Source organism: Amycolatopsis plumensis, from assembly GCF_042652605.1.
Classification (GTDB): domain Bacteria; phylum Actinomycetota; class Actinomycetes; order Mycobacteriales; family Pseudonocardiaceae; genus Amycolatopsis; species Amycolatopsis plumensis.
Genome location: NZ_JBHSJY010000001.1, coordinates 4,480,931 through 4,504,960, shown reverse-complemented (window position 1 = coordinate 4,504,960; position 24,030 = coordinate 4,480,931). Strand labels below are relative to the sequence as shown.

The window sequence follows — 24,030 nt, the reverse complement described above, 5'->3', positions numbered from 1 at the left end:
CTGCCGCTCCCGGATCGATTGGGGACCTCAGTTTGCGACGATTACCCCCGTCCGGCTCCCGGAACACCCCTTTCGGGGTATTCCACAAAGGACCGGCGTGCGCCGCGGCCGCCACCACGGCGCACGCCGGTGATTCAGGGGTAACTCACCAGGTTGACGGCCTTGGTCCCGGACGGCGTCGCCGGGCCGGTGTTGTTGATCACGTGCGTGATGGTGCCCTGGTAATTGAGCGACACGGTCACCATGTCGTGGAACCGGACGCCCGGCGTGTTCGGCGCCTCATACGCGTGTGCGCTGGCCACGGACGGGTTCGTGCTGAAGTAGCAGTAGCTGCCCAGCCCCCACGCTTCGTGACTGGTGACGTTCGGGCTCACCTTGTAGGCGGAGAAGCCCGGCGTCGAGCCGTTCATCCAGCTCGCCTGGTTCGGCACGTCGTAGGGCATCTCGTTCTGGAAGAAGTAGGTCCGGCCGCCGTTGCCGTTCCAGACCACCTGCGTCTTCTGGTAGTGCTCGACGAAGAGGCCGTACATCGTGACGTCGTTGCCGTTGACGATCAGCCCGGTGTCGGCGGTGTTCGTGGTCCAGCCGACGTACTCGTTGCGCTCGGCGTGGTCGGCGCGCCAGATCCACATGTGGTCGCCGATCACGTTGCTGCTGTTGACGACCAGGCTGTTCGCCGCCTTCCCGACGGCGGCGCCGCCGATCCGGAAGAACACGTCGTGCAGCGACGTCGGGTTCGCCGCGTGGCCGGCGCTCGAGCCGGCCGGGCCGACCTGCATGAGCGTGTTCGAGCTGGTCGTGCCGGCGTCGATCAGCAGGCCGGCGACCTTGACGCCGTCGACGTCGTCCACGGTCATCGCGGTGATGCCGTTGTCGGGGATCAGCGTGGCGATGCCCAGGCCGAGCACGACGGTGTCCGGTCGGGTGACGCGCAGGGTCTGGTTCAGGTGGTAAACACCGGGCGTGACCAGCAGGTTCTTGCCCGCGGCGAGCGCGGCGTTCATCTCCGCGGCGGTGGCGCCGGGCTTGGCGATGAAGAACTGGTCGATCGGGACCGAGGTACCGGGGGCGGCGCCGTTGGCCCAGGTCGTGCCGGACGCGTTGGTCTTGGTGGCGGGCACGAACACCTGGTACTTGCCGGCGCTGTCGATGTAGAGGAACGGCTTTTCGCGCACGACCGGCGTCTGGCCGACGGTGGTGTAGGGCGGGGTCGGGAAGGTGTTGGCGGGCGCGCCCTGGACGCCGGCGAAGACCATGTTCCAGTTCGAGCCGTTCCAGCTGCCGAACTGCGAGTTGCGGGAGATCCACTGCTGCTGCGAGCCGGAGCGGACCTGGCCGTCGATCTTCGTGTCGGAGATCCAGCCGCCGCTGGCCCAGCCGCCGTCGTCGAGCTGAAGGTCGCCGCGGACGTGCATGCGCCGGTAGGGCGCGGCCTGGGAGACCGCCCACCGGTCGGCGCCCCCGTTCGGCGTCACCGACAGGTTCTCGGCGCCCCGCCAGAAGTTCTGGGTGGCGTTCTGCGGTGGGAACCAGTCGGCCTCGACGTGCACGGCGCCGTTGATGTTCACGGCATCGGGGCTCAGGCCGAGGCCCAGGACCTGCGTGTAGAAGCCGACGTTGACGTCGTTGGCGTAGGTGCCGGGCTTGAACATGACCGCGTAGCGCTGGCCGCCGAACTGGTTGCGTTCCTGCTGGGCGAAGATGCTGTCGAGCCGGCTCTGGATGGTCGAGCTCGGCATGGACGGGTCGAAGATCACCACGTTCGGGCCGAAGTCGGGCTGGCTCGTGTCCATGGGGGTCAGCATGAAGGACTGGGCGGCGGTGCCGTTGCAGGTGTACTGCTGGAGCTGGACATCGCCGGTGGACGCCCCGGGGACGTCGAGGCACTTCCCGCTGTTGCGGCTGACGAAGTGATACCGGCCACCGCCCTCGTCGACGGCCTGCCACTGCTGATTCGCGCCGCCCCCGTAGGTCCAGAGCTGGAGCAGGCCACCGTCGGCGGTGGAGACGTCCTTGACGTCCCAGGTCGCGGCCGGGTTGGCGCGGGCGTTGACTCGGAAGTAGCCGTCCCCGGTGGCCTGGAACTGCCACTGCTGCGAGGCGGTCTGGTTGCAGGCGTACTGCTGGACGACGGTCCCGTTCGCGGTCCCGGCGGCCCGGGCATCGACGCACTTCCCGCTGTTGGCGGCGACGGTGTACCACCCGTCCGGGGTCACCGCTGCTTCAGCGCTCGTCGTCACCATGCTTCCGACCAGGACCGACGCTGCCGCGAGCAGCGTCATCACCCGCCGTCTCGTCATCGAAGCCTCCTCTGCCGCGCACGCGGCGTCATCGAGAGGTGTGCCCGGTGTTGGAGACGCGGCGTAACGGGCGGGGACCTCGGCGTCACAACCGCGCAAAATGTAACGGCGGCCACAGTCGGGCGTCAATACAGGACTAAAAATAAGGTGTGAACCTGCTGGTCAGACGGTTGTGGATCGCGAGGCGGGTTTGTGGGGACCCCCGCGTGGAGGGCGTCTGGGCGGGGTGTACTGTATGGGCATACGAGATGCGGAGTTCACCTTCGCCTCGGGGCTATGGCGCAGCTGGTAGCGCACCTCACTGGCAGTGAGGGGGTCAGGGGTTCGAGTCCCCTTAGCTCCACAGTGACGAAATACCGCCCACCGGGTCTGAAAGTCCAGGTAGGGCGGTTTTTTCGTTGCGACGGATCTTGAGTTTCGTCAAGAAGAAGTACGAGTGCACCATGACCGCGTACTTCAGGACCGCGTGCTCCACGTCCGCATCGCGCAAGTTCGCGTTGGAGAGGTCTGCTTTCGTGAGGTTGGTGTCGCGCAGGTCGATGACGGTGTTGTGGTCATAGCGGGGGTCGCGCCGGCCTAGGACGGTGAGGGCGGCCTGGGTGTCAGTAGCCGGCGAGAGAGAATCTGAGTCCTTCTCGTGGGCGGTGCGGAGGTTGTTGGTGCGTACGAAGGCGGTGAAAACCTCGATGATGGTGGGCTGGTCGTCGGAGGAGTCGCGGGCGAGGCGTTCGAGCGCCGAGGCGGATCTGCAACCGGTCGGCGCCCTGCTGACCGCGAACGTCGCCGCCCCCGCGACGTAGAACGTAGCGGCGGGTCAGCGAACTGCGCGCCGCCACCCCACAGCGGGTTGGGTGTGGCTGTGCTCGACGACAGCAACGTGGCCGCATTCCGCTTCGAGTCGGAAGCTGGACCTCGTGAGCACTCGGCAGCGCAGGTGAGAAGTTGGTACCGCTAGGTCCGGCCCGGGTCGAGTGGCCGATTCCACGATCAATCGGCCGCATCAGCACGCGGCAGGCGCCCGCATCGACACTGGCCGGCAGAAAGAACCGCCCGGCGGAGTCGGCGAGCCCGAACCCGCCGATCACGCGCTGGGCCGATCGCGAGGTGGCTGGACGACCAAGCTGCACCTGGCCATCGAGTAAGGCCAGAAGCCACCGGTGGATCAGGATGCCCGGGGTGACGTTCCCGTGGTCGAGAACGGTCAGGGCCCTTCATCGTGCTTCTCGATCACGTACTTGATCGAGCCTTCAAGGACACCTGCCACCGCGCAGGTCATCCCTCTCGAACCCAGTTCTCGGCACCACACGATGGGCAACGCATTCGATACTCGCCATTCCCGCCATGAGGACCTGGAAACCATTCCACTTCAAGGAATTCGTCGTTATTTCCGGGCAGCGCAATCCTTCCCTAACACCCTCGGTAACACGCTTGGCCGCCTCAATCCACGCCGAGCGGGTCATCAGTGCCCTCCCGAAATGTACGGACCCACTTGTTCGGCAAATTTGAAAGCCGCATCTGTTTCCGCCTTCGCCAGTCCTGCCCCCACACCGCCGGCAGATTGGAACGTCGCCAGGCGGCATGACTCGTGGGCGATGGTTTTCGCGAGTTCGGCATCCGAAGCGAACGCGCCACGCCCGATAACGAAGCCGTGCTAACCGAACAGGGTCATGCCGCTAGCACTGAGTGACGGCTCGTACACGATCGTCGTTCCTCCCACTATGACCTCCTTCGCCTGGCCAGCTGCATGGGCAGCGCGGCTCTCTATCCGTAGCCGCGGCACCTTGACGATCCGACACGCCGACGACGGCGGCTACGACCGCGCGGATCGCGCCAGCTTCAACACTGTTGCGGAGGATTGTCCCAATGGACGCGGCTGGGTCCTCCGAATCCCACGAAGTGTCGTCCACCAGCCAGTGGACAGCGTTCGTGATGTCGGGGAAGCGCGTATCCCTGCCCGCACCGTCCAGCGTAGGCGGCTCTGCCGAGACGACTCCGAGTGCGGAGATCACATCCTCGCGCCGTTCCGGCCATGCGACATTCACGGGTCCATGGTGACCGAGAGCCGATCTGTCCTCCGCTCTTTTATCAACACCTGGAAACCTCGGCACTCGCCATCCGCGCCGAGGATCCGGCTCACACCGTCGAAGCCGCTTATAACGGTGACCCGCCGCACCACAGGGCCGGTCCGATCCGTCCGGGTGGATCCGCGCCCGGGTCGCCTGACCGCTGCGCCAGATGTTCGAAACGAGCGCGCCGCAGTCCTCTCACCTGAATCAAAGCTCGACCCCCGCGCACCAGACCCGGCTGATCGCGCGGGTGGCACGGATGTCGGCGACCGGGTCGCCGTCGAGCAGGAGCAGGTCTGCGCGCAGTCCCGGCCGGATCGCGCCGCGGTCGGTCAGCCCGAAGTGCTTCGCCGGCAACACGGTCGCGGCGCGCAATGCCTCTACTGTGGACAGTCCAGCGGCGACGAGCAGTTCGAGCTCGTCGTGCAGGCTCGCGCCGTGCGCGACGGAGAAAGGTACTCCCGGGGCGGCGTTCGCGTCGGTACCGGCCAGGACGGCCACGCCCGCGCGGTGAAGCATGGTCACCGACGTCGCCGCGCCTGCGTAGAGCTGGGGCCGACCGGTCGCCGTCGCGATGCCTTTCATCATCGTCAGCGTCGGTACGACGATCTTCGCCCGCGTGAGGTCGCCGTCCGCGATCGGCGGTCCGAGCGGCGCGTGTGTGACGACGTCCACGCCCGCGTCCAGTGCCATCGTGTACGCCCCGGTGCTCGCGGCGTGCGCGACGACCAGCAGCCCGGCCGCGTGCGCGGCTTCGGTGAGGGCGCGGGCCACCGGCAGTTCGGGACCGCCGCCCCCGGGTGCTTCGAGCACGATCTTGAGGTAGTCCGACCCGGCCGCGGTGCGGGCCGCGACGAAGTCCGCCGCACGCGCGGGATCGGTGATGACCGCTTCGGCGGGCATGCCGGGCATGCGGGCGTGCATCCCGCCCGGCCCGATCGCGGGCACGCCGGCGCTGCGGATATCGGTGAGCCCCGGCTGGTTCCGCAGGCCGGCCAGCAGCGCGGCCGACGTCGTCGCCATGTCCAGGGCCGTGGTGACGCCGTACCGGGCGAACTGTTCGAGGTTCTCTCGGCCGTGCAGGTGGACGTGGGCGTCGATGAGGCCGGGAAGCAGGACCTGGCCGGTTCCGTCGAGCACCGGGCCACCGGTGGCTTCGCCGGACAGGCGGCCGCCGTCGACGAAGACGGTCCGCGGTTCCGTGAGCCCGGCGCCGTCGAAGACGCGGACGTTCGTGATGGCCGTCATCGCCCACCCTCTCATAAGGAACGGTATCGTTCACTAACGAACGTACCCGAGAGGAGCGCCCGATGGTGGAGACCCGGCGCCGGGGCGACACGCTGGTCCGCGCGATCCTCGAAGCTGCACTGGCCGAACTGGCCGAAACCTCGTTCGAGGAGCTGAGCTTCGAGAAGGTCGCGGCCCGCGCGCGGACCGGCAAGGCGGCGCTCTACCGGCGGTGGGCGACGCCCGAGGAGCTGGTGCTGGCCGCGCTCACCGACCCGGACGCGGGCTTCGGGGAGCCCCGGCCACCGGAAACCGGAACCCTGCGCGGCGACCTGCTGGCCCTGCTCGGCGGGCTGGCCCGGGTGCTCGACGAACCGCATGGCCGGGCCCTGCGCCCACTGATCACCCAGCGGGCACGCCACCCGGAGCTGTTCGCCCGGGTCCGCGCCCTCGTGCTGCGCCCCCGCCAAGAGCTGATCCTCGGCCTGCTGACCGACGCCGCCGAGCGCGGGGAGGCACGCCCCGCCGCGGCCACCGCCCGGATCGCCGCGGTGGGACCACGCCTGATCCTCGTCGAACACATGGAGGCAGGGACGGTGACCGCGGCCGAGGTGACAGCGATCGTCGACGAGGTCCTGCTGCCCCTGGTGCGACCTCCGGCCGATGAGCCCACCCAGGGCGACGCTGGACCCGCGTTTCGCGGTCACCGCCAGGCTCGGTCAGTGGGCGGGGCTAGATTCCCAGGGCCTGGCGGAGGGGGGTCGCCAAGGTGCGGATGTAGGTGTCCGTGAGGTGGTTGTCGCGGTAGACGACCACGTTGCCCACGACCGCCGGGCACAGGTCCGCCGTGCAGATCCAGTTCGTCAAGTCCACGACCCGCACGCCGGGGATGGTGGCCGCGGTCGTGGCCAAGGGGTCGGTGAAGGCGTCGACCGCCTTGGACCTCGGCTTGTCGCAGGAATGCGGGGCTGGGTTGCGTTGCAGGCAGTTGAGGACGTTGTCGTCGGCGCGGGGCGTGTCCCTGATGACGGCGACGGGGATGCCCGCGGCGGTGATCTTTTCGAGGTACGAGCGGTAGCCCGCGGTGAGCGCCTCCGGGGACTTCCACGCCCACCTGAGGTCGTTGAGATAGGACTCGGGGGACATGGCCGCGGTGACCAGGAGGTCGGGCTTGTCCGCCAGCATCGAGTCGATCTTCACTTTGTCCTGGCCCGGGCACTCGGCGAACGGCTCGGGTCGGCTCGGGTCGGCGTCTCGCGTCTTGGTCGGGGCCGCGGCGCTGAAGGGGCAGCCGTCGTGGAGCATGAACTTGACGCGCCAGCCGGCGCGGTTGGCGATGTCGATCAGGGCCGTGGCGAATTGGGTCATGTGCGAGTCGCCGATGACGACCATCGTCTTCGCCGCGCCGGCGCGGCCGTAGGCGCACTTGTCACTGTTCATCGGATAGGCCACCGGGTCGTACTGGCCGCAGCCGTCGTGCCACACCGAGGCGATGTCCTTGGCCGCCACCGACGGATCGGGGACGACCGGCACGTCCTCGCGCGCGGTGAGCACGTGCGCCGGGTCCAGCGCGAGCGCGCCAGGGTGGTCGGCGTCCAACGCGATGTCGGCGCTCAGCGCGTCGAGGCGGTGCTGCGCGAGCTGCCACGGCACCGTCGCGGCCACCGTGGTGACCACCACCATGCAGGCGCCCAGCGCGTAAGCGGCGCGGCGCCTCGGCCGCGCACCCCCGCGACGGGGCCGCGGTCGCCGCAGCGGGTCCTCGACCAGGTGCTTCGACAGCGCCGCGAGCACCAGGCTCGACACCGCGGCGACCAGCACCTGACGCTTGCTGAGCTTGGCGGCACCCGCCTCCTCCAGCAGGAAGACCACCACCGGCCAGTGCCACAGGTACAGGCTGTAGGAGATGTCGCCCACGTAGCGCAGCGGCAGCACGCCCAGCAGCGGCGACAGTTCGCCGGCCCGGGGACGCTCGGCGGTGCCCGCGACCAGCAGCGCGGCCGTGCCCAGCGTGGGCAGCAGGGCGATCCAGCCGGGGAACGCCATGTGCGTGCCGAAGGTGAAAGCGCTGACCAGCACCGCGCCCAGGCCCAGCCAGCCCAGCGCCAGCCGCGCGGCGAAGCGCACGCGCACCCGGCGGACGACCATCGCGGTCAGGCCGCCGATGCCCAGCTCCCACATCCGGGTGGGGGTGATGAAGTACGCCTGACCGTGGTTGATCTGCGTGTAGACCGCGGAGAACACCAGCGACGCCACCGTCAGCACCGTGATCGCGCCGAACGCCACCGCCACCGGACGTGAACCGGACCGCCGCGCGATCGCCGCGCTGAGCAGCAGCAACAGCGGGATGACCAGGTAGAACTGCTCTTCGACGCTCAACGACCAGAAGTGCTGCACGGGCGAGGCGGAGGCGGTGGCCGTCGCGTAGTCCGACGAAAACACGGCGAGCACCCAGTTCTGCACGTTCAGCGCGGACGCCACCACCTCGCGCAGGATCTCCGGCCGGCGCGACACCGGCACCAGCAGCACCGTCGCCGCGACGGTGGCCAGCAGCACGACGGTCGCCGCGGGCAGCAGCCGCCGGATGCGCCGGGCGTAGAAGCTGAGCAGCCCGACCCGCCCGGTGCGGCGCAGTTCACCCGTCAGGGTGCCGATGATCAGGTAGCCGGAGATCACGAAGAAGACGTCGACGCCGACGAAGCCGCCGGGCAGCCACCCCGGCCTGAGGTGGTAGACGAGCACGAGGCCGACGGCGAGCGCGCGCAGACCCTGGATGTCGTCGCGCTGTTTGTGGCCGGTGCTCGCGGGCGCGGTGGGTACGGACGCGCGGGCGCTGACCGTGGACGTCATGATGTTCGAAGCCCCCCTGGCTCTGTTTCCTCAGCGGCCCCCGGCGACTGCCGTCCGGTATGAGCGCCGCAAGACCCCCCGCGTGCGTCCCGACAGGACCCACGCGAACCATCGGTGTGCGTCCGATGGGCGTTACAGGCGCCGGTAAAGCTACCCCACCCCAATCCGACGCCTGGACCCGCGGATGACAACGTCATCCGCACTTCACCGGATTCAGGGACACGTTCACCAGATACGGTTACGCCTTGGAAATCGACAGTGCCATCGCGTCCGACCCGGATACGGGTCAAAACAGGTTCGACCTCGGGTCGGATGCCGAACTGGACGTCTCGTTCGACCGGAGCATGCGGAACGCGCTGCTCGCGGATGTCCAAGCCTATTTCGAAGGCCTCGGTGTGCCGGAATCCGGAGGCTCGGGTGTGCGGTGCCCACCGCCATCGTGGCGGTGGATCTTCTCTTCCTCCTCCCCCGCTAGGACTGGCGAGGGGGCTGCTCGGCGGCGGTCGCTTCCTCGACGATCTCCGCGATGTGGATCGTGTCGTCGTCCGAGACAAGGTCGGCGTCCGTTGTGGTCACGGCGACATCGACCGTTCTCAGGTTGTGCTTCTCGCGCAGGAACCGCTCGCGGTAAAGGTGCTCGGCGTCCTCGGTGAGGTTGTGCAGCAACCGCGCGTTGAGTCCGGCGCCGATCACGATGCCGACCACCGGTACGGCCTGTCCGAGCTTCTGCTTCGTCAGCCGAAGTGCGAATCGCTCGTAGAACGCTTTGACGATCCTCGTGACGCCGTTCTTGTTCAGCTGGTCCCATGCCGCCTTGCGGGCGAGGTCGTTCACGAGCTTGTTCAACTGGACGTACGCGATGGTCTTGCCGGCTTGCTGGGCCATCCCGAAGTTGAGGACGCCGAGCGCGAAGACCCTCTCGTGGGGCAATTCGGTGTCGTAGCCGTAATATGCGGCGGTGTGGGCGATCGCCCTCGTCATCGCACCCAGCACCAGCACGGCGTCGGCCGCCATCGCCGCGGCGACCGTGCCGGCACCAGGCGCCGCGCCGGCGCCCGCACCGAAGATGCCGCCGGCTGTCGTGAGCAGTTCACCGCCGGAGACCGCCAGCCCGGCGCCGGCGCCCTCGACCGCGCTGAACGCCGTGTAGCGCAGCCCCAGCCGAGGCTTGGCCTTGTCGATGTCGGCCAACTCGAGCTGGTGGATGTCGCTCAGTTCGGTGACGGTGTGCCCACGCTTGGCATAAGCCGCGACGACCGCCTTGCGCCGCAACGTCGCCTCGCTGGTCTTGTTCACCAACCGCAGCAATCCGTCGATCGCGTTGCCGACGATCTCGGTCAGCTGTTCCGCGCCGGGCACTTGCTCGAGCCGTCCCTTGGCCATCCGGCCACCCTTGACCACGCGATCACGAACCCGGGGCGGCACCAGACGGCGCTCGCCGGCGGCCAACCGCTCGTCACGCCAACGCTCGATGTCCTGCCACGCCGCAAGCTCGTACGGGCTCATCTGCTCGATGCCCACAGCCACCTCTCGAAAGCGAAACCGCGTCGCCTGCCGCGGCGAACACATAGGGCATGGTAGGCGGTTTCGCCCAGGTCAGTCGTCGTCGACCGCCTTGAGCACGACCTTCCCCGGCACACCGCTCTGCTTGGCGAGAAACGCCTGCCGGGTGTCCGGCAGGGCGTAGGTGGCTCCGACCGTCGGGCGGAGCCGCCCGGCCCGGACGCGGTCGGCGAGTTCGGTCAGCTGGGCGCGGTCGGGCTCGACGATGAAATACACCGCCCGTCCGCCGGGCACCGCCGGGGGTGGCGCGGAGATCGACACGAGCGTCCCACCGGGACGCACGATGGCGGCCGAGCGGGCGAGCACGTCTTCGCCGACCGTGTCGAAGACCAGCTCGGCCTGGCCTTCGACCCACTGCCGGTCGAGGTCGACGAACGCGTGCGCCCCCGCTTCGATCGCCGCCTCCCGGTGGGTGCCACGGCCGGTGCCGATCACGTGCGCGCCGGCATCCCGCGCGAGCTGGACGGCCACCGTGCCGACGCCGCCGCCCGCGCCGTGGACGACGACGGACTGACCGGCGCTCAGCCGCCCGTGGGTGAACAGCGCCTGCCACGCGGTCAGCCCCGGCATCGCCAGTGCCGCCGCGGCCACGTGGGTCACCGTGTCGGGCAGGACCGCCAGATCGCGTGCCTCGGCGGAGAGGTACTCGGCCGCCGCCCCGTCGCGGTGGCGGTCGGTCAGCCCGTACACGCGGTCGCCGACCCGCAGCCCGGTGGTGCCGTATCCGACGGCGGTGACCACGCCCGACACCTCGTGGGCCGGAACGGCCGGTGTCCGGTCCCGGCCACGCCGGTCGACCCAGGTCACCGGCCAGTCCAGCTCGCCGGGGGTGAAGGAGGCGGCGTGCACCCGCATGACCACGTCACCGACGCCGGCGTAGGGCTCGGGCGCGTCCTCGTACACGAGCCCTTCCGGCCCGCCCGGCTGGTGGATTCTGACGGCTTTCATGTGCTCTTCCTTTGTTCGCGTTTCCGGAGGGGTCAGGCGGTGAAGATCGCGACAGGGTCGCCGGTGAACCACGTGTTGTCGATCCGCATGCGGTGGATCAGCCAGCGCGCGCCATCCCGGACCAGTTCGACGTCATAAGGGTTCTTCAACAACGCGAACACCCCGTGGTCGGCGGTCAGGAGGTGCTGGGCCTCGACGAGCGCGGTCAGCCGCGCGGTGTCGTCCTCGACGGCGACACGCAGGTTGGTGACCTGGTGCGTGGTGTCCACCCGGCCGGTGAACAGGCCGAGGATGGTGGTGACGATCGTGTCCCGGGCCGCCATCAGCGGCGGCCGCGCGCCCCACTTCGCGGCGGCCGGCCGGAAGTCGAGCTCGGCGTCCGCGGTGAACGCCGACGCGAACAGTGCCCTGTCCTTCAGATCCTGGCCGAGAGCGAACCGGTGGAGCGCGTCGACGATCTCGACCCGGTCCCGCAGCTGGGCCACGACTGCCGCGCCGCTCCCGGCGGCCAGCGCGTGGTCATCGGTGACGTACATCCTTGCTCCTTTGTGGACTGGTTTCCGCTGCCTCCACTCTCCGGCGGGCAGAACCCCGGAACAACGCCGATGTGTGCCATGATCGTGAAGCCACGCTTAACGAAGTGAGGACGGACATGCTCGAGCGGCACGAGCTGGAGGCGTTCCTGACCCTGGCCGAGGAACTGCACTTCGGCCGCACAGCGGAGCGGCTGCACGTGTCCACCGCCCGGATCAGCCAGACGATCCGCAAACTGGAACGCCGGGTCGGGGTCCCGCTGTTCATCCGCACCAGCCGCCGGGTCGAACTGTCCCCCGTGGGCCGCCGGCTCCGCGACGACCTACGGCCCGCCTGGGCCGCGGTCAACGCCGCGGTGGCGCACGCGATCGAGACCGGCCGCGGGTTCACCGGAACCCTGCAGGTGTGCTTCACCGGCGCGGCCGCCGGCCAGCTGCTGGTCGGCGCCACCGACCTGTTCCGGGAACGCCACCCCGACTGCGACGTCCGCATCCGCGAAGCCCAGCTGGCCGAACTGATGCCCTGGCTGCGCGACGGCGAAGTCGACCTCGCGCTGGCGACCTTCCCCGTACACGAGCCCGGCATCGACAGCGGACCCGTGCTGGTGTCCGAAGCCCGCTTCCTCGCCGTCCCGGTCGGTCACGCCTTCGCCGGGCGTGACTCCGTCTCCGTCGAAGACCTGGCCACGGTCACCATGCTGCAGCTGCCGGACACCCTGCCCGACTCCCTGCGCGCCGACCGCACCCCCGCGACCACCCCGGCCGGCCACCCGATCCGCACCGGCCGCACGGCCGCCACGTTCCAGGAAATGCTCACCCTCGTCGGCGCCGGACACGGCGTCTTCCCCGTCGGCGCCAACGTCCGGCGCTACTACGCCCGCCCCGACGTCGTCTACGTCCACCTCCACGACGCACCACCCCTGCAGTGGGGCCTGCTCTGGCGCACCGACAACGCCACCGCCCGCGTCCACGCCTTCGGCGCCGCCGCCTACGACCTCGTCTCCGCACACCGCTGACCGCGGCTCCACGACGACCCAGCGTAGGCGACGTCCTCGTCCCGGAACGTTTCGGCCGACCCGACGTCGACGAACGTGGACGGCGTCTCGTTCGAGGACCGGTCCCAGATGCCGACGCCGCGCTGGCTCAGACCGTCGGGACGGTTCCGCCGTCGATCACGTATTCGGCGCCCACGATCGCCGAGGCGCGGACCGAGACCAGAAATCCGACGAGGTCCGCGATTTCCGCGGTGTTCGCGAATCGTCCCAGCGGTACTCCTCCGAGGGAGTCGTAGATGGTCTGCTTGGCCGCTTCACGGGTGATTCCGTTGCCCTCGGCGATCCGGTCCACGAACCTCTCGTACGCTTCGGTCTCGATCCCGCCGGGGCTGATCGCGTTGACCCGTACGCCGCGCGGCGCGAGCTCGTTGGCGAGTCCCTTGCTGTACGTGCGCAGGGCGGCCTTCGCCGCTGCGTACGCCAGGGACGCCTCGTACAGGGGTAGCTCACGCTGGATCGACGTGAAGTGCAGCACCACGCCCGCGCCGGACTCGATCATCGCCGGGAGAAGAGCCCGATCGAGGCGCACCGCTCCCAGGAAGTTGAGGTTCAGCTCGGTGAGCCACTGATCATCGGTGATGACCGCGAATCCACCGGGCGGCGTCGACGCACCTCCGACGACGTGCACCAGGATGTCGAGCGCGCCACCGGTCTCGGCGATCCGAGCGGCCACCGCGTTGGTGCCTTCGGCCGTCGTCACGTCCGCTTCGATGAACCGGTCGGGGTACTCGTACCCGTCGGGCATCGTTCGCGCCGTCACGTACACGTCGGCGCCCATTTCCCGGAGCCTCTCCGCGACGGCCTTGCCGGAGCCCTTCGAGCCGCCTGTGACCAGCGCCCGGCGGCCGTCGAGACGATCACGATGTGAACCAGACATTTCTTTCTCCACTGAAAATCGACGTAGGTCAGGCTGCGTGGTTGGCGATGACGAGTTCGGCGATGAGGTCGTCCCGCAGCGTGAACCGGTAATCGAGCTCGGCGACGCCACCAGGAAAGGTGCCCTCGAGCCGCACGGTCACCACCCAGCGGGTGTCGTCGACGCGGCGAGCGCCGATCTGCTCGGTCGTGTACTCGAACTCGGACCCGGCGTCCCACAGGAACGCGTGGACCTCTTTGCGGCCGCGGAAGGTCTCGTCCTGGTCGACGATCACCGCGTCCTCGGTGAGGAACGACGAGGCGGTGTCGGCGTCGCGGACGACGTGGGCGGCGAAGAACTCGCGCACGGTGGCCGGGAGCAGGTCGGACGGGAGATCGGTGTGCTGTGTCATGAGCCCATCGTGTGAGCTCATTGCGTGGGAGGGTCAAGCCGTGGACTCTCCCCGGGGGAGAGAGTCCAGAATGGAGAGGTGCTGAGCATCGGGGAGTTTTCGCGGCTGACCCACTTGAGCGTGCGGACCCTGCGCCGGTACCACGAGGCGGCCCTGCTGGAGCCCGCCGTGGTGGACGAGACCACCGGTTACCGCTACTACGGCGTCGACCAGATCCCGACCGCGCAGGTCATCCACCGGCTCCGCGAACTCGACGTCCCCCTGAGCGACGTGCAGCGCATCCTGCGGACCCCCGACCCCGATGTCCGGGCGGCCCTGGTCGCGGACCACCTGCAACGCCTCGAGGACGTGCTCGACCGCACCCGGGCCGCGGTCGTGTCGCTGCGGCGCCTGCTCCGGCCCGACCCCGCGCCGATCGACGTCGAGCTGCGTGCGGAGCCCGCCCGGACGGTGGCGGCGGTGGAGGCCGTGGTCGGGCACGGCGACGTCGCGGCCTGGTTCGCCGGCGCGATGGCCGAATTGGAGGCGGCCGTCGGCACCGCCGTCACCGGACCACCGGGCGGCTGCTACGACAACGCCCTGTTCGAACAGGAACGCGGTCACGCGCTCGTCTACCTGCCGACCGCTGCGCCGCCTCGCACCGGACGCGTGCACCCCGTGGTTCTCCCGGCCGCGGAACTGGCCGTCACCACCCACGTCGGCGAGCACGACGGCGTCGAGGTCACCTACGGCGAACTGGGGACCTGGGTGGTGGAGAACGCGATGTCGGTGGCCGGGCCGGTGCGCGAGGTCTACGTGGTCGGCCCTCGTGACGCGAGCGATCCCGCTGGGTGGCGCACCGAGATCGGTTGGCCGGTCTTTCGCGTCACCTGACGCGGTTGGCGCCTGTTTTGTTATTTAGCCACCTGAATTGTGGCTGACCTCACAACGCTGTTTCACAGATTGATGTTTTAGTCTGGCGCTGTCACGCAGGACCATACATCCTACCTGGGCCAGTCGTGGCAATTTGTCGCATTGCGACGAATGGGGGAATCGAAGAGGGCGAACGGCGTATTCATTTCGCCGGACATCCTGCAATGGATCGCCGTGAACACGAACCGCACCTGTGCTGTTACGACCCGGAGCAGTTGTTGAACCCGTGGATCAGGAGTATCGGCGTCAGCCTGGCTGCGTTGACGGCCGTGGCGTGCGTGGCCGGGTCGGCATCCTCGGGAACCACCGGCACCGAGTGGATCGCGGCCTGGGGCGCTGCCATGCACGAGGCGATGCCGCTGAACGCCTCGAACTTCAGTTGCCGCAACGCCGAACGCGTCAGCGCGGACGGCACGCAGATCCGCATCCGGCTGACCAACCAGTTCGTCCGCACGCCCACCACGTTCAACCGGGTCACCGTCGCGCAACGCGGCACCGACAGCACCATCGTCCCCGCCACCCTGCACGAAGTCACCTTCGGCGGCCGACCCGTGGTCACGATCCCGGCCGGCGGCGAGGTGTTCAGCGACCCGGTACCCATGCCCGTCACCGCGGGCGAGCAACTCGCGGTCAGCGTGTTCTCCGCCGGGTCCGTCACCGAGTACCCCAACCACGAACTCGGGCTGGTCGGTGAGTACTGCACCGACTTCGGCGGCGGCGCCGGGGACCACACAGCCGATCCCGGCCCGTATCCCGGCCGCGGGATCAACGTGGCCTGGGTGTCCGGCATCGAGGTGGCCGGCGGCCACACCACCGGCGCCGTGATCGTCCTCGGTGACTCGGTCGCCGACGGAGCACACGCCACGGTCAACACCTTCAGCACCTGGCCGGACGTGCTCTCGCGCAGGTTGCAGGCCGCAGGCACGCCGCTGTCGGTCGTCAACGAAGGAGTCGCGGGCAACGCCCTGATCACCCCCGGTGGCATCGGCCCGACCGCGGCCCAACGGTTCGACCGGGACGTACTCGGCCACCACGGCGCCCGAACAGTGATCATCGCCGAAGGCTCCAACGACCTCTACCTGGGCACGGACGCCGCCACCCTGATCGACGGACTCAAACAGCTCGCCGACCGGGCACACGCCGCCGGCCTCCGAGTAATCGGTGCCACGGTGACCCCGCGCCGCGGCGGGTGGTTCGGCGACGACGACGCCAAGGACACCAACCGTGTCCAGGTCAACCAGTTCATCCGCACCGACGACCACTTCGACGCGGTCATCGACTTCGACGCGATCGTGCGCAACACCGACCCGAACTACCCCCATGCCGGCGCACCCGACTACCAGAACTGGGTCAACCCGGCGTGGGACAGCGGCGACCGCATCCACCTCAACGACAGCGGCTACGCCGTGATGGCCGACTCAATCGACCTGTCCATCTTGAACTGACGGAATGAGCGCTCTGACTGGGCGTTAGGCTCCAATTCCCTTTCCGACTTGGAGGCTCTGTGGAGCGGCTGGTTCCCGACGTCAGCGGGTACGACCCGGCGCTGGCCGGCCGGATGCGGGCCACCGTGGCCTGCACCGACGCCGACGGCATCCCGAAGGTCGAAGACGCCGGGACGTGCCGTGACCACGACGGCACGCGCGTGCAGGTCATGCACAACGGGCTGCTCGTCGAGGAAGGCGGCTACTACGGCGCCTGGATGACCGAAATCATCCGGGCTCTGCGGGGTCACCACGAACCCCAGGAAGAGGTGGTGTTCCACCGGATCCTCGAGCGCCTGGCCGCGGACGGCGGATCGCCCGCGATGATCGAGTTCGGCAGCTTCTGGATGTACTACGGCCTCTGGTTCTGCCACGCGATCCCCACCGGCCGGGCGGTCGGCCTCGAGCCGGACCCGGCGTGGATCGACGTCGGCCGCCGCAACACCGCGCTCAACGGCTACGAGGACCGCGTCCGGTTCGTCCGGGGTGCCATGGGCGCCGAGCCCGGCGAGCCGCTGGCGTTCGAAGCCGAGAGCGACGGACAGGTTTACGACGTCCCCCAGCACGACCTGGCGTCGCTGTTGGCCGAAACCGGCCTGGAGCGGGCCGACCTGGTCCTCGTCGACGTCCAAGGGGCCGAGACGATCCTGATCGAACGCGCCCGCGGCGACTTCGAAGCCGGCCGGGTGAGGTTCCTGGTCGTCTCCACTCACCACCACAGCATCTCCGGCGATCCCCTCACTCACCAGAACGCCCTCCGGAACCTGCTCGACGCCGGCGCCCACGTCATCGCCGAGCACACCGTCGGCGAATCGGTCAGCGGCGACGGCCTCATCGCCGTCTCGTTCGACCCACGCGACAAGGACTTCACGGTCCCCGTCACCCACGCCCGCTACCGCGAATCCCTCATGGGCGAAACCGAATACGACCTCGCCGCCGCTCTCGCGGCACAAGCCGAAGCCGAAGAAGCCGGAAAGGCCGCCATCGCCCACGCCGAGCGGCTCGACGAGGAAATCCACCGACTCCGGGCCGAGGTGGGCCGCACCGCAGCCGAACGCGACCGTCTCGAGGCGGAACTCCAAGCCGTCTTCGCCACCAAGCTCTGGCGCTGGGCGAAGAAGCCTCGCGAGATCTACGCGCGACTGCTCGGACGGGCCACCTGAACGGGGCCACCACGCCGTCAGCAGGTTCAGTGTCGCGATCTCTGGGTAATCACGGGTCCAACATCGACTCCCCGCACTACGAACGCGGAGTCGCGGACCAGGAAGGGCCTCCCCGATGCCCACCGAACAGCAGACGCCCCAGGTGGACGACTCGTTGCGTGTGGTCGCGCTCGAAGTCGCCGATGATCTTGCCGAGCTGGCCAGGGTGCGGGCCTGGGCCGATCGGCTGCTGCAGGACCTGCCCGAAGAGCAGCGGGTCGAGGCGCTCCTGGTGGTCGACGAGCTGGCCTCGAACGCGCTCCGGCACGGCAGTCCACCCCGCCAGGTCCGCCTGCTGCGCAAACGCAACTGGCTCTCCGTGGAGGTCGACGACACGTGCGTGGACCCCGCCTGCCCGCGGCCGCCCTCGGCCGAAGGAGGGCACGGGCTCAAGCTCGTCGCCGGCATGAGCGTCTCGTGGGGTCAGTGGCAGCGTCCCACCGGGAAGACCGTGTGGGCCGAACTCGACCTCACCGGCGTGGCTTCCGGGTAGAGGGCACCGCGTCAGCCCTCGAGCACCGCGAGGTCGCGGACCGCGTACCGGTGGTGCTCGGCTTCTTCCTTCAGCACCACCTTGAGGCAGCGGCGGGTGACGTACTCCTGGTCGGGATACATGTCGGCCGGCTTGCGCGCGCACACCCGGTCGAGCTCGGCCGCCGTGAGCCCGTCGAAGACGCGCCGCATCGTTGCCATGCGCGCGAGCCGGGGTGCGAGCACTTCGTCGAGCGTCGGAGTGGCTTCGAGGGTGAGGCCGAGCTTCGCCGCCTCGTCCGGCGGTGTTCCCCCGGCGGGGAGGCCCAGCGGGTGGTACGGCGCTTCCTCCTCGAGGACGGCGTTGCCGAGCCAGGCATCGGAGGCGAACAGCAGGTGCCGTTGGGTCTCGACGAACGACCACTCGCCGTCGACCTGCTCGTGCAGCTTGGCCTCGGGTAGCCGCTTCGCCCGGTCGAGCGTCGCTCCCCACAAGGCCTCGATCGCGTTCCAGGCCGCCCGGTAGTCCTCGGGTGAAGCCGCGTTTCGCGCCAGCGCCCGCGCGGGGCCGGCGAAGGAGATGTCGCGGCCGTAGCAGTCGACGATCTTCAGGCCGCTCACCTCGCAATCGCGGATTTCGAGGCCGCGAGGTCGCAGAGGTGGATCCGAGCACCGCGGAATCGGTCGGTCTGGGCGTAGTGGGAAACCATCGGGGCAGTCCATCACGGCAGCGCTGTCTCGGGCCATGACTGCGGCGAGCGGCGACAGCAGCGTTGTGCCGGGCGGCAAGGTCAGGACGTGCTGACCGCTCCGGGGAACCCGAGTGGTACAACCGGCCACCAACCGCCCGAACCGGACTTCTGACCTGCCGCAACAGGGTTGATCCGGGTGTCGGGTCGGACCTACTCTTCAGCGTCGATGCTTGCCGAGGAGGACCGATGCGAGGCGCAAACCTGGGCCGTGGCCACCTGCTGGTCATCTCTGCCCTCACCGCGGGCCTGCTGGCCGCGACGGGCACGCCAGCGGGTGCGGCGACGGCACCAGCGCCGCGGTTCTCCCCCGGTGCGCCCGGCGCCGGGGATCCGTACTTCCCCGACATGGGCAACGGCGGCTACGACGTCGGCCACTACGACATCCGGCTGGCGTTCAGCCCCGGTACCGGGGCCATCGACGCGACCACGACGATCTTCGCCACGGCCACCCAGGATCTCTCCCGGTTCGACCTGGATTTCCAGGGACCGCTGACGATCAGCAAGCTCTCGGTGAACGGCCGGAACGCCGCCTTCACCCGCAGCGGCGCCCAGGAGCTGGTGATCACCCCGCCGTACGGGCTGCGGAAGGGCAGCCCGTTCGTCGTCTCGGTTTCCTACGCCGGTGTCCCGCAGAAGATCGACGATCCCGCGCTGGGCGTCTCCGGCTGGGTCGCCACCAAGGACGGCGCGGTCGCGCTCAACCAGCCGATCGGCGCGGCGACCTACTACCCGGTGAACGACACCACCGCCGACAAAGCCACCTACACCCAGACCATCACCGTGCCGGCCGGGCTCACCGTGCTGGCCAACGGCGAACCCGGGCCCACCACCACGCACGATCACCAGACCACCTTCCGCTGGTCCATGAACCGGCCGATGGCCAGCGAGCTGAGCATGCTCGCGATCGGGAACTACGACGTGACCCGCGGTGTGGCGGTCGGCGGCCTGCCGAACATCACCGCGATCGGCCGGTCGATCGATACCCAACCTGGTCAGGGCAAGGTGTTCAACGAAACCACGGCGCAGATCGTCCAGTGGGAATCGTCGATGTACGGGCAATACCCGTTCGACTCGACCGGCGGCATCCTCGCCGACGTCGGCGTCGGCTACGCCCTCGAGACGCAGAGCCGGCCGGTCTACGACCAGGACACCAGCGACGTCGACGGCGACCTGCTCGCCCACGAACTCGGCCACCAGTGGTTCGGCGACAGCCTCACCCCGGTGCGCTGGTCGGACATCTGGCTCAACGAAGGCTTCGCGACCTACTCGGAATGGCTCTATCAGGAGAAGTTCAACAACGTCCCGGTGCAGGAGACCTTCGCGAAGGCCTACGCCGACGAGAAGGACTGGAGCGGCAAGGTCGCCGACCCCGGACGTGACCACATCTTCGACGACCTGGTCTACAACCGCGGCGCGATGGCGCTGCAGGCACTGCGCACGAAGATCGGCGACCGCGCCTTCTTCGACGTGCTGAAGCAGTGGCCGACGGCGAACCGGTACGGCACCGTCTCGACCCGGCAGTTCATCCAGTTCGTCGAGCGGCTGACCGGCCGGAACCTCGCCTCGTTCTTCCAGACGTGGCTCTACCAGCCGGGCAAACCTCAGCTGACCAGGTGACGCTGCAGGTCCCGGTGGCGAAATCGGTCCGGCCGAGCAGAACCGACACCCGTGGCCGCACCGTTCACCTCCTCGCGTCCCTGACGTTGACCAGCCGGACCGGGCCGCGCGAGCCGTCGATGTCGACCCGGACCGCGCTGCCCCCGTGTCCGGCGGGGCCGGGCGATCGGTCTCGCCGGTATGCCGCGGCCATCGCGTGGAAGGACCGCTTCGGCGCGAGGCTGCCGTCGGGCATCAGCTTGCAGACTCCGTAAGAGGCCAGGTCGAGGTCGAAGCGCGGGTCGGGGTGGTGCGGGTATTCGTAACCGGCGAAGGTGAACCAGAACGCCGTGTCCACGCCTTCCTCGTCGAAGAGCGCGATCATCTCGCGCAGGTAGCGGGCCTGTTCCTCCTCGTCGCGAACGTACTCCCCGTTGACATGCGGCGGATCGGCGTCGTGATCGATGACGCCCAGCCAGCCCAAGCCGCCGCGCTCGGCCGCTCCCCGGTAGGTGCAGCAGCCGAACTCGGTGGCCGCCAGCGGCTTTCCGTGCCGGGCGTATCCGCGCAGGCCCTGGCGGAAGGCGTCCCCGGGATCGCCGTAGGCGTCGGCGCTCACGATGTCGAACGGCGTCCAGTCGATCTGTTCCCAGGTTCCGGAGGCGTAGGTGAGCTTGCCGCGAAACCGGGTGCGCACCGCGGCCGCGACGGCGGCCAGCACCGGGTTCAGCTTCGCGGACGCCGCGGCGACCTGAGCCAGGGCCTCGGGCGCGCCACCGGCCAGGGCATCGATCCTGGCGAAACTGTCGTGGCCGGGGAAGAAACCGGGCGTGAACAGGCTCAGCTCGCAGCCGGCGACGAACACCTCCGCTCCCGCTTCTTCGGCACGGTCCGCACAGTCGGCGAAGTACGGCACCAGTTCCGCCGCGGGCACCTCGCAGGGGAACGGCGAGAACCAGACCTCCAGCCCGGCGTCGGCGGCGTGCCGGGCCGCCACGGCCAGCCGCTCTGGGTCGCCGCCGGTGATCCGGACCGCGTCGCAGTGCAGGTCCTCGGCGATGACGCGGATCTCCCGCCGCACCGCCTCCGTGCCGAACACGGGCCGCGAACATTTGCCACCCGGGTTGAAGCCGGTGTCGTACGTGATGCCTCGAGCTCTCATCCCGGAACATTTAGTACGCAGCAAAACCATGGTCAACGAAGGAATTCTCATTCAACATCGTTTGCGCAGTTCACGCCGGTCATGGTCGTTGCAACGACCGTGACGGCTAATGCACGTTCGTTGCAAAGATCGCCGAGCGGTCCGCATACTGGCCGCACCCACCCCCGGAGCGGAGGAGCCTGCCGGAATGCCAGGACGCAGGCTGACCAGCGCCGACCGGCAGCGGATCGCCGAAGGGCTGGCCCAGAACCTGGACTACGCCGAAATCGCCCGCGGCCTCGGCCGTCCCCCTTCGACGGTGAGCCGCGAGGTCGCGCGCAACGGCGGGCCGGGCCGCTACCGCGCGGAGCTGGCGCAGCTCGCGACCACCCACCGCGCCCGGCGCCGTCCGGCCCCGCCCGCGAAGCCGGACGTCAGCGCCGGCGCCGCCACGGCCTTCGTCGCCGAACTCACCGCGGCTCTCGTCGACACCGGCATGCCCCGCACCGCCGCCGGCGTGCTAGCGTGCCTGTTCACGTCCGAAACGGGCAGCCACACGGCCGCCGAGCTGGCGCAGCAGCTGCGGGTCAGCGCGGCGACCGTCTCGCACGCGGTCACCCTCCTGCGCCGGCACGGACTGATCCGCGTCGGCCGCGACAGCCGACGTCATCGCTACTTCCTCGACGAGAACGCGGGTATCCGTTCCGCGGTGGCCGGTGTCCACGCCAACCAGCGACTCGCCGCCACCGCGCTGCGCGGGGCCGGCATCTTCGGCGCCGGCACCGCCGTCGGTACCCGGCTCGCCGCCGCCGGGACGTTCCTCGAACAACTCGGCAACGACATCCTTCGCGCCGCCGAAAAACACGCACGCGCCGCGCCCGGCTAGATCGGGACCTCAGAACAAGGTTGCGGGCTCGACCGGTTCCGGCTCCGGCAGGGCGTCGAGGTCCGGCACCAGCGCTCGCACGTCGTCGTGGAAGCGGCGGGCCAGTGCCGGTGCGTCGGCGTTGTCGGGCGTGTGCACGAACACTGTCGGCTTGCGGCCCTCCCGCAGCCAGCCCGCCACCACCTCGGTCCACGGCTGCCAGCCCTCGACCGTCTCCGCCACCGAGTCGCGGCCCAGGTAGCGGACGATCGGCCGGTCGGTCAGGGCGCGGGTCCGCCGGGGCACTCGCGGCTTCTTGGCCCAGGTGTCCTGTTCGGCTTCGGTGACCGGCGGCTTCTGGAAGAACACCGTCGTGTCGAACGGCACCCACTCCGCGTCCGCGTCGGCGAGCGCGGCCTCCAACGCCGATGCCGAGCCCGCGTCGGTGAAGAATCCCGGGTGCCGCACCTCCACCGCGCGCCGGCGGTCGGCGGGGAGGCGGCGCAGGAACCGGCGGAGGGCATCGACGTCCGGCGGCCCGAACGAGCCGGGGAGCTGGGTCCACAGGACCGCCCGTTCGCCGAGGGGTTCGAGCGCGTCGAGGAACGCCCGCATCTCGGCCTCGACCCCGGCGAACCGGCGCTCGTGCGTGACGACCTTGGGCACCTTGACCACGAACCGGAAGTCGGGACCGGTCTGCTGCGCCCAGCCCGCGACGGTCTCGCGGGCGGGAGTCGCGTAGAACGTCGTGTTGCCTTCGACCGCGGTGCACCAGCCGGCGTAGGCGCGCAGCCGCTCCTTGGCCGGCAGCGACGACGGCACGAACCGCCCGGCCCACGCCTTGTGGGTCCACATCGCGCAGCCGACGTGCAGACGTGCCACTCGGTCAGCTCCCCTCGGGTCCGTGGGTGAACCTACCCCGGGCGTGCCTAGGTCACCGCCAGTGCGTCCTCGACCGCCGCGGCCACGACGTCCGGCGCCTCCAGCGGCGCCGCGTGGCCCACCCCGGGCAGCACCCGGATTTCCGCGTCCGGCAGCAGATCCGCCATGACCCCCGTGTCGGCGACGCTCGTCATCGGGTCCAGGCCGCCGACCAGGAAGAGCACCTTGGCCGGGATTTCGGCGGCCGTGCGCTCGAATTCGCGCCAGTAGTGGCGGTTCTGCCAGAGTCCCGCGATGGTCTGCGCGTTGCCCGCCTCCTCCATCAGGGAGTCGCGGGCCTCGCGGGACGCCAGCGCCGGCCGCGAGACCAGCCGGCGCCCGACCAGCAGCCTGCTCGACCACTCGCGGCTGGCTATCGCCCGCTTCACCACCGGCGGCACCGGGGTGCCGACCAGCGCGAACAACCGCAGGTAGGACAGGCGCGATGTCGTGGTGCCGGGCACCCGGCGCAGGGGCCGGTCGATGAACCGGGCCACGCTCGACAGGCCGCCGTTGGCCAGGACCGCCGACCGCACCGCCGACGGCAGCTCGTGGGCGATGACCAGGGCCACGAACGCGCCGACCGAGTGGGACACCACCGTCACGCGGTCGCGGCCGGCCGCCGTCAGCTCCGCGGCGATCGCCTCGCCCAGCTGGGAGACCGTGGGGCGCGTGTGGCCGAACGCCGCGTGCGCCAGCACCGGGGCGCCGTACGCGAGGTCGGCGTCGACGCCGTCCAGCCGGCGGATCACGAAGTCCCATTGCCGTTTGTTGCCGCTCATTCCCGGCAGAAACAGGACCAGCGGGCGGCCGGGACGGAATTCGGTGATCGGCTCCAGCAGGCTGGGAATTTCGGCCACCACACGCCTCCTCGCC

Annotated in this window: 23 protein-coding genes and 1 tRNA gene; 10 read left to right on the top strand and 14 right to left on the bottom strand. The window is 69.6% G+C overall.

Going from position 1 to position 24,030, the window contains the following annotated elements:
* Positions 1-134 precede the first annotated feature (134 nt).
* Positions 135-2,300, bottom strand: a complete 2,166-nt coding sequence (locus ACFPLC_RS21835; protein ID WP_378205397.1) for an RICIN domain-containing protein — start codon at positions 2,298-2,300, stop codon at positions 135-137.
* A gap of 270 nt (positions 2,301-2,570) precedes the next feature.
* On the opposite strand from ACFPLC_RS21835, the gene ACFPLC_RS21830 reads away from it, so the two are divergent.
* Positions 2,571-2,643 (top strand) — tRNA-Ala (locus ACFPLC_RS21830).
* Here ACFPLC_RS21830 and ACFPLC_RS21825 read toward each other — a convergent pair.
* The gene (locus ACFPLC_RS21825; RefSeq protein WP_378236276.1) at positions 2,635-2,835 is read right to left on the bottom strand and encodes a pentapeptide repeat-containing protein; all 201 of its coding nucleotides are present in this window, start codon (positions 2,833-2,835) and stop codon (positions 2,635-2,637) included. The genes ACFPLC_RS21830 and ACFPLC_RS21825 overlap by 9 nt on opposite strands.
* 124 nt (positions 2,836-2,959) lie before the next feature.
* Here ACFPLC_RS21825 and ACFPLC_RS21820 point away from each other — a divergent pair, with 124 nt between their 5' ends.
* Positions 2,960-3,100, top strand: coding sequence for a hypothetical protein (locus ACFPLC_RS21820; RefSeq protein ID WP_378205400.1), 141 nt, complete (start codon positions 2,960-2,962; stop codon positions 3,098-3,100).
* 873 nt (positions 3,101-3,973) lie between these two features.
* Here ACFPLC_RS21820 and ACFPLC_RS47545 read toward each other — a convergent pair.
* Positions 3,974-4,342: an SCO4402 family protein gene (locus ACFPLC_RS47545; protein WP_417281634.1), complete on the bottom strand. Its 369-nt coding sequence runs from the start codon at positions 4,340-4,342 to the stop codon at positions 3,974-3,976.
* A gap of 231 nt (positions 4,343-4,573) precedes the next feature.
* Complete coding sequence (locus ACFPLC_RS21815; RefSeq protein WP_378205403.1) at positions 4,574-5,614, bottom strand: amidohydrolase family protein; 1,041 nt, start codon at positions 5,612-5,614, stop codon at positions 4,574-4,576.
* 62 nt (positions 5,615-5,676) lie between these two features.
* Between ACFPLC_RS21815 and ACFPLC_RS21810 the strand changes: the two genes are divergently transcribed.
* Positions 5,677-6,384: a TetR/AcrR family transcriptional regulator C-terminal ligand-binding domain-containing protein gene (locus ACFPLC_RS21810; protein ID WP_378205406.1), complete on the top strand. Its 708-nt coding sequence runs from the start codon at positions 5,677-5,679 to the stop codon at positions 6,382-6,384.
* Here ACFPLC_RS21810 and ACFPLC_RS21805 read toward each other — a convergent pair.
* From ACFPLC_RS21805 to ACFPLC_RS21790, 4 genes are all read right to left on the bottom strand, one after another.
* On the bottom strand, positions 6,326-8,443 hold the full coding sequence (locus ACFPLC_RS21805; RefSeq protein WP_378205409.1) for an acyltransferase family protein: 2,118 nt from the start codon (positions 8,441-8,443) through the stop codon (positions 6,326-6,328). The two genes, ACFPLC_RS21810 and ACFPLC_RS21805, sit on opposite strands and share 59 nt — an antisense overlap.
* Positions 8,444-8,914: 471 nt before the next feature.
* Entirely contained in the window at positions 8,915-9,949 is a 1,035-nt protein-coding gene (locus ACFPLC_RS21800) for an EcsC family protein (RefSeq protein ID WP_378235893.1), read from the bottom strand.
* 90 nt (positions 9,950-10,039) lie between these two features.
* Positions 10,040-10,954 (bottom strand): NADP-dependent oxidoreductase, encoded by a 915-nt coding sequence (locus ACFPLC_RS21795; protein ID WP_378205415.1) that lies wholly within the window; start codon positions 10,952-10,954, stop codon positions 10,040-10,042.
* A 32-nt stretch (positions 10,955-10,986) separates the two neighbouring features.
* The gene (locus tag ACFPLC_RS21790) at positions 10,987-11,490 is read right to left on the bottom strand and encodes a nuclear transport factor 2 family protein (protein WP_378235892.1); all 504 of its coding nucleotides are present in this window, start codon (positions 11,488-11,490) and stop codon (positions 10,987-10,989) included.
* Between the two features lie 104 nt (positions 11,491-11,594).
* On the opposite strand from ACFPLC_RS21790, the gene ACFPLC_RS21785 reads away from it, so the two are divergent.
* Positions 11,595-12,503, top strand: coding sequence for a LysR family transcriptional regulator (locus ACFPLC_RS21785; RefSeq protein ID WP_378235891.1), 909 nt, complete (start codon positions 11,595-11,597; stop codon positions 12,501-12,503).
* Between the two features lie 127 nt (positions 12,504-12,630).
* Here the strand turns inward: ACFPLC_RS21785 and ACFPLC_RS21780 are convergent, their stop codons facing one another.
* Both ACFPLC_RS21780 and ACFPLC_RS21775 read right to left on the bottom strand, forming a co-directional pair.
* Positions 12,631-13,419 (bottom strand): SDR family oxidoreductase, encoded by a 789-nt coding sequence (locus tag ACFPLC_RS21780; protein WP_378208028.1) that lies wholly within the window; start codon positions 13,417-13,419, stop codon positions 12,631-12,633.
* A 28-nt stretch (positions 13,420-13,447) separates the two neighbouring features.
* On the bottom strand, positions 13,448-13,810 hold the full coding sequence (locus ACFPLC_RS21775; RefSeq protein WP_378208031.1) for a nuclear transport factor 2 family protein: 363 nt from the start codon (positions 13,808-13,810) through the stop codon (positions 13,448-13,450).
* Positions 13,811-13,888: 78 nt separating this feature from the next.
* On the opposite strand from ACFPLC_RS21775, the gene ACFPLC_RS21770 reads away from it, so the two are divergent.
* The 4 genes from ACFPLC_RS21770 (at position 13,889) to ACFPLC_RS21755 (ending at position 17,901) form a co-directional block, all read left to right on the top strand.
* Positions 13,889-14,683 carry a MerR family transcriptional regulator gene (locus ACFPLC_RS21770; RefSeq protein ID WP_378208034.1) on the top strand — a complete coding sequence of 265 codons (795 nt, stop codon included), beginning with the start codon at positions 13,889-13,891 and terminating at the stop codon, positions 14,681-14,683.
* 203 nt (positions 14,684-14,886) lie between these two features.
* Positions 14,887-16,167, top strand: a complete 1,281-nt coding sequence (locus ACFPLC_RS21765) for a GDSL-type esterase/lipase family protein (RefSeq protein ID WP_378208036.1) — start codon at positions 14,887-14,889, stop codon at positions 16,165-16,167.
* 59 nt (positions 16,168-16,226) lie between these two features.
* Positions 16,227-17,369, top strand: coding sequence for an FkbM family methyltransferase (locus ACFPLC_RS21760; RefSeq protein ID WP_378208039.1), 1,143 nt, complete (start codon positions 16,227-16,229; stop codon positions 17,367-17,369).
* A 115-nt stretch (positions 17,370-17,484) separates the two neighbouring features.
* The gene (locus ACFPLC_RS21755; RefSeq protein ID WP_378208042.1) at positions 17,485-17,901 is read left to right on the top strand and encodes an ATP-binding protein; all 417 of its coding nucleotides are present in this window, start codon (positions 17,485-17,487) and stop codon (positions 17,899-17,901) included.
* 11 nt (positions 17,902-17,912) lie between these two features.
* Here the strand turns inward: ACFPLC_RS21755 and ACFPLC_RS21750 are convergent, their stop codons facing one another.
* Positions 17,913-18,500: a DinB family protein gene (locus ACFPLC_RS21750; protein ID WP_378208045.1), complete on the bottom strand. Its 588-nt coding sequence runs from the start codon at positions 18,498-18,500 to the stop codon at positions 17,913-17,915.
* Positions 18,501-18,817: 317 nt separating this feature from the next.
* Between ACFPLC_RS21750 and ACFPLC_RS21745 the strand changes: the two genes are divergently transcribed.
* Positions 18,818-20,248 (top strand): M1 family metallopeptidase, encoded by a 1,431-nt coding sequence (locus ACFPLC_RS21745; protein ID WP_378208047.1) that lies wholly within the window; start codon positions 18,818-18,820, stop codon positions 20,246-20,248.
* A 64-nt stretch (positions 20,249-20,312) separates the two neighbouring features.
* On the opposite strand, the gene ACFPLC_RS21740 is transcribed toward ACFPLC_RS21745, so the two are convergent.
* Positions 20,313-21,389: a hypothetical protein gene (locus ACFPLC_RS21740; protein WP_378208050.1), complete on the bottom strand. Its 1,077-nt coding sequence runs from the start codon at positions 21,387-21,389 to the stop codon at positions 20,313-20,315.
* Between the two features lie 187 nt (positions 21,390-21,576).
* Between ACFPLC_RS21740 and ACFPLC_RS21735 the strand changes: the two genes are divergently transcribed.
* Positions 21,577-22,254 (top strand): helix-turn-helix domain-containing protein, encoded by a 678-nt coding sequence (locus ACFPLC_RS21735; RefSeq protein WP_378208052.1) that lies wholly within the window; start codon positions 21,577-21,579, stop codon positions 22,252-22,254.
* A gap of 9 nt (positions 22,255-22,263) precedes the next feature.
* Here the strand turns inward: ACFPLC_RS21735 and ACFPLC_RS21730 are convergent, their stop codons facing one another.
* The gene (locus ACFPLC_RS21730) at positions 22,264-23,088 is read right to left on the bottom strand and encodes a DUF72 domain-containing protein (RefSeq protein WP_378208066.1); all 825 of its coding nucleotides are present in this window, start codon (positions 23,086-23,088) and stop codon (positions 22,264-22,266) included.
* Positions 23,089-23,162: 74 nt separating this feature from the next.
* Positions 23,163-24,014 (bottom strand): alpha/beta fold hydrolase, encoded by an 852-nt coding sequence (locus tag ACFPLC_RS21725; protein WP_378208055.1) that lies wholly within the window; start codon positions 24,012-24,014, stop codon positions 23,163-23,165.
* Positions 24,015-24,030 lie beyond the last annotated feature (16 nt).

Excerpts from the sequence above, each read along its gene's own strand:
- ACFPLC_RS21835 (WP_378205397.1), bottom strand. The coding sequence starts at position 2,300 with ATGACGAGACGGCGGGTGATGACGCTGCTCGCGGCAGCGTCGGTCCTG.
- ACFPLC_RS21815 (WP_378205403.1), bottom strand. The coding sequence starts at position 5,614 with ATGACGGCCATCACGAACGTCCGCGTCTTCGACGGCGCCGGGCTCACG.
- ACFPLC_RS21810 (WP_378205406.1), top strand. The coding sequence starts at position 5,677 with ATGGTGGAGACCCGGCGCCGGGGCGACACGCTGGTCCGCGCGATCCTC.
- ACFPLC_RS21805 (WP_378205409.1), bottom strand. The coding sequence starts at position 8,443 with ATGACGTCCACGGTCAGCGCCCGCGCGTCCGTACCCACCGCGCCCGCG.
- ACFPLC_RS21800 (WP_378235893.1), bottom strand. The coding sequence starts at position 9,949 with ATGAGCCCGTACGAGCTTGCGGCGTGGCAGGACATCGAGCGTTGGCGT.
- ACFPLC_RS21795 (WP_378205415.1), bottom strand. The coding sequence starts at position 10,954 with ATGAAAGCCGTCAGAATCCACCAGCCGGGCGGGCCGGAAGGGCTCGTG.
- ACFPLC_RS21790 (WP_378235892.1), bottom strand. The coding sequence starts at position 11,490 with ATGTACGTCACCGATGACCACGCGCTGGCCGCCGGGAGCGGCGCGGCA.
- ACFPLC_RS21780 (WP_378208028.1), bottom strand. The coding sequence starts at position 13,419 with ATGTCTGGTTCACATCGTGATCGTCTCGACGGCCGCCGGGCGCTGGTC.
- ACFPLC_RS21775 (WP_378208031.1), bottom strand. The coding sequence starts at position 13,810 with ATGACACAGCACACCGATCTCCCGTCCGACCTGCTCCCGGCCACCGTG.
- ACFPLC_RS21765 (WP_378208036.1), top strand. The coding sequence starts at position 14,887 with ATGGATCGCCGTGAACACGAACCGCACCTGTGCTGTTACGACCCGGAG.
- ACFPLC_RS21755 (WP_378208042.1), top strand. The coding sequence starts at position 17,485 with ATGCCCACCGAACAGCAGACGCCCCAGGTGGACGACTCGTTGCGTGTG.
- ACFPLC_RS21745 (WP_378208047.1), top strand. The coding sequence starts at position 18,818 with ATGCGAGGCGCAAACCTGGGCCGTGGCCACCTGCTGGTCATCTCTGCC.
- ACFPLC_RS21740 (WP_378208050.1), bottom strand. The coding sequence starts at position 21,389 with ATGAGAGCTCGAGGCATCACGTACGACACCGGCTTCAACCCGGGTGGC.
- ACFPLC_RS21735 (WP_378208052.1), top strand. The coding sequence starts at position 21,577 with ATGCCAGGACGCAGGCTGACCAGCGCCGACCGGCAGCGGATCGCCGAA.
- ACFPLC_RS21730 (WP_378208066.1), bottom strand. The coding sequence starts at position 23,088 with ATGTGGACCCACAAGGCGTGGGCCGGGCGGTTCGTGCCGTCGTCGCTG.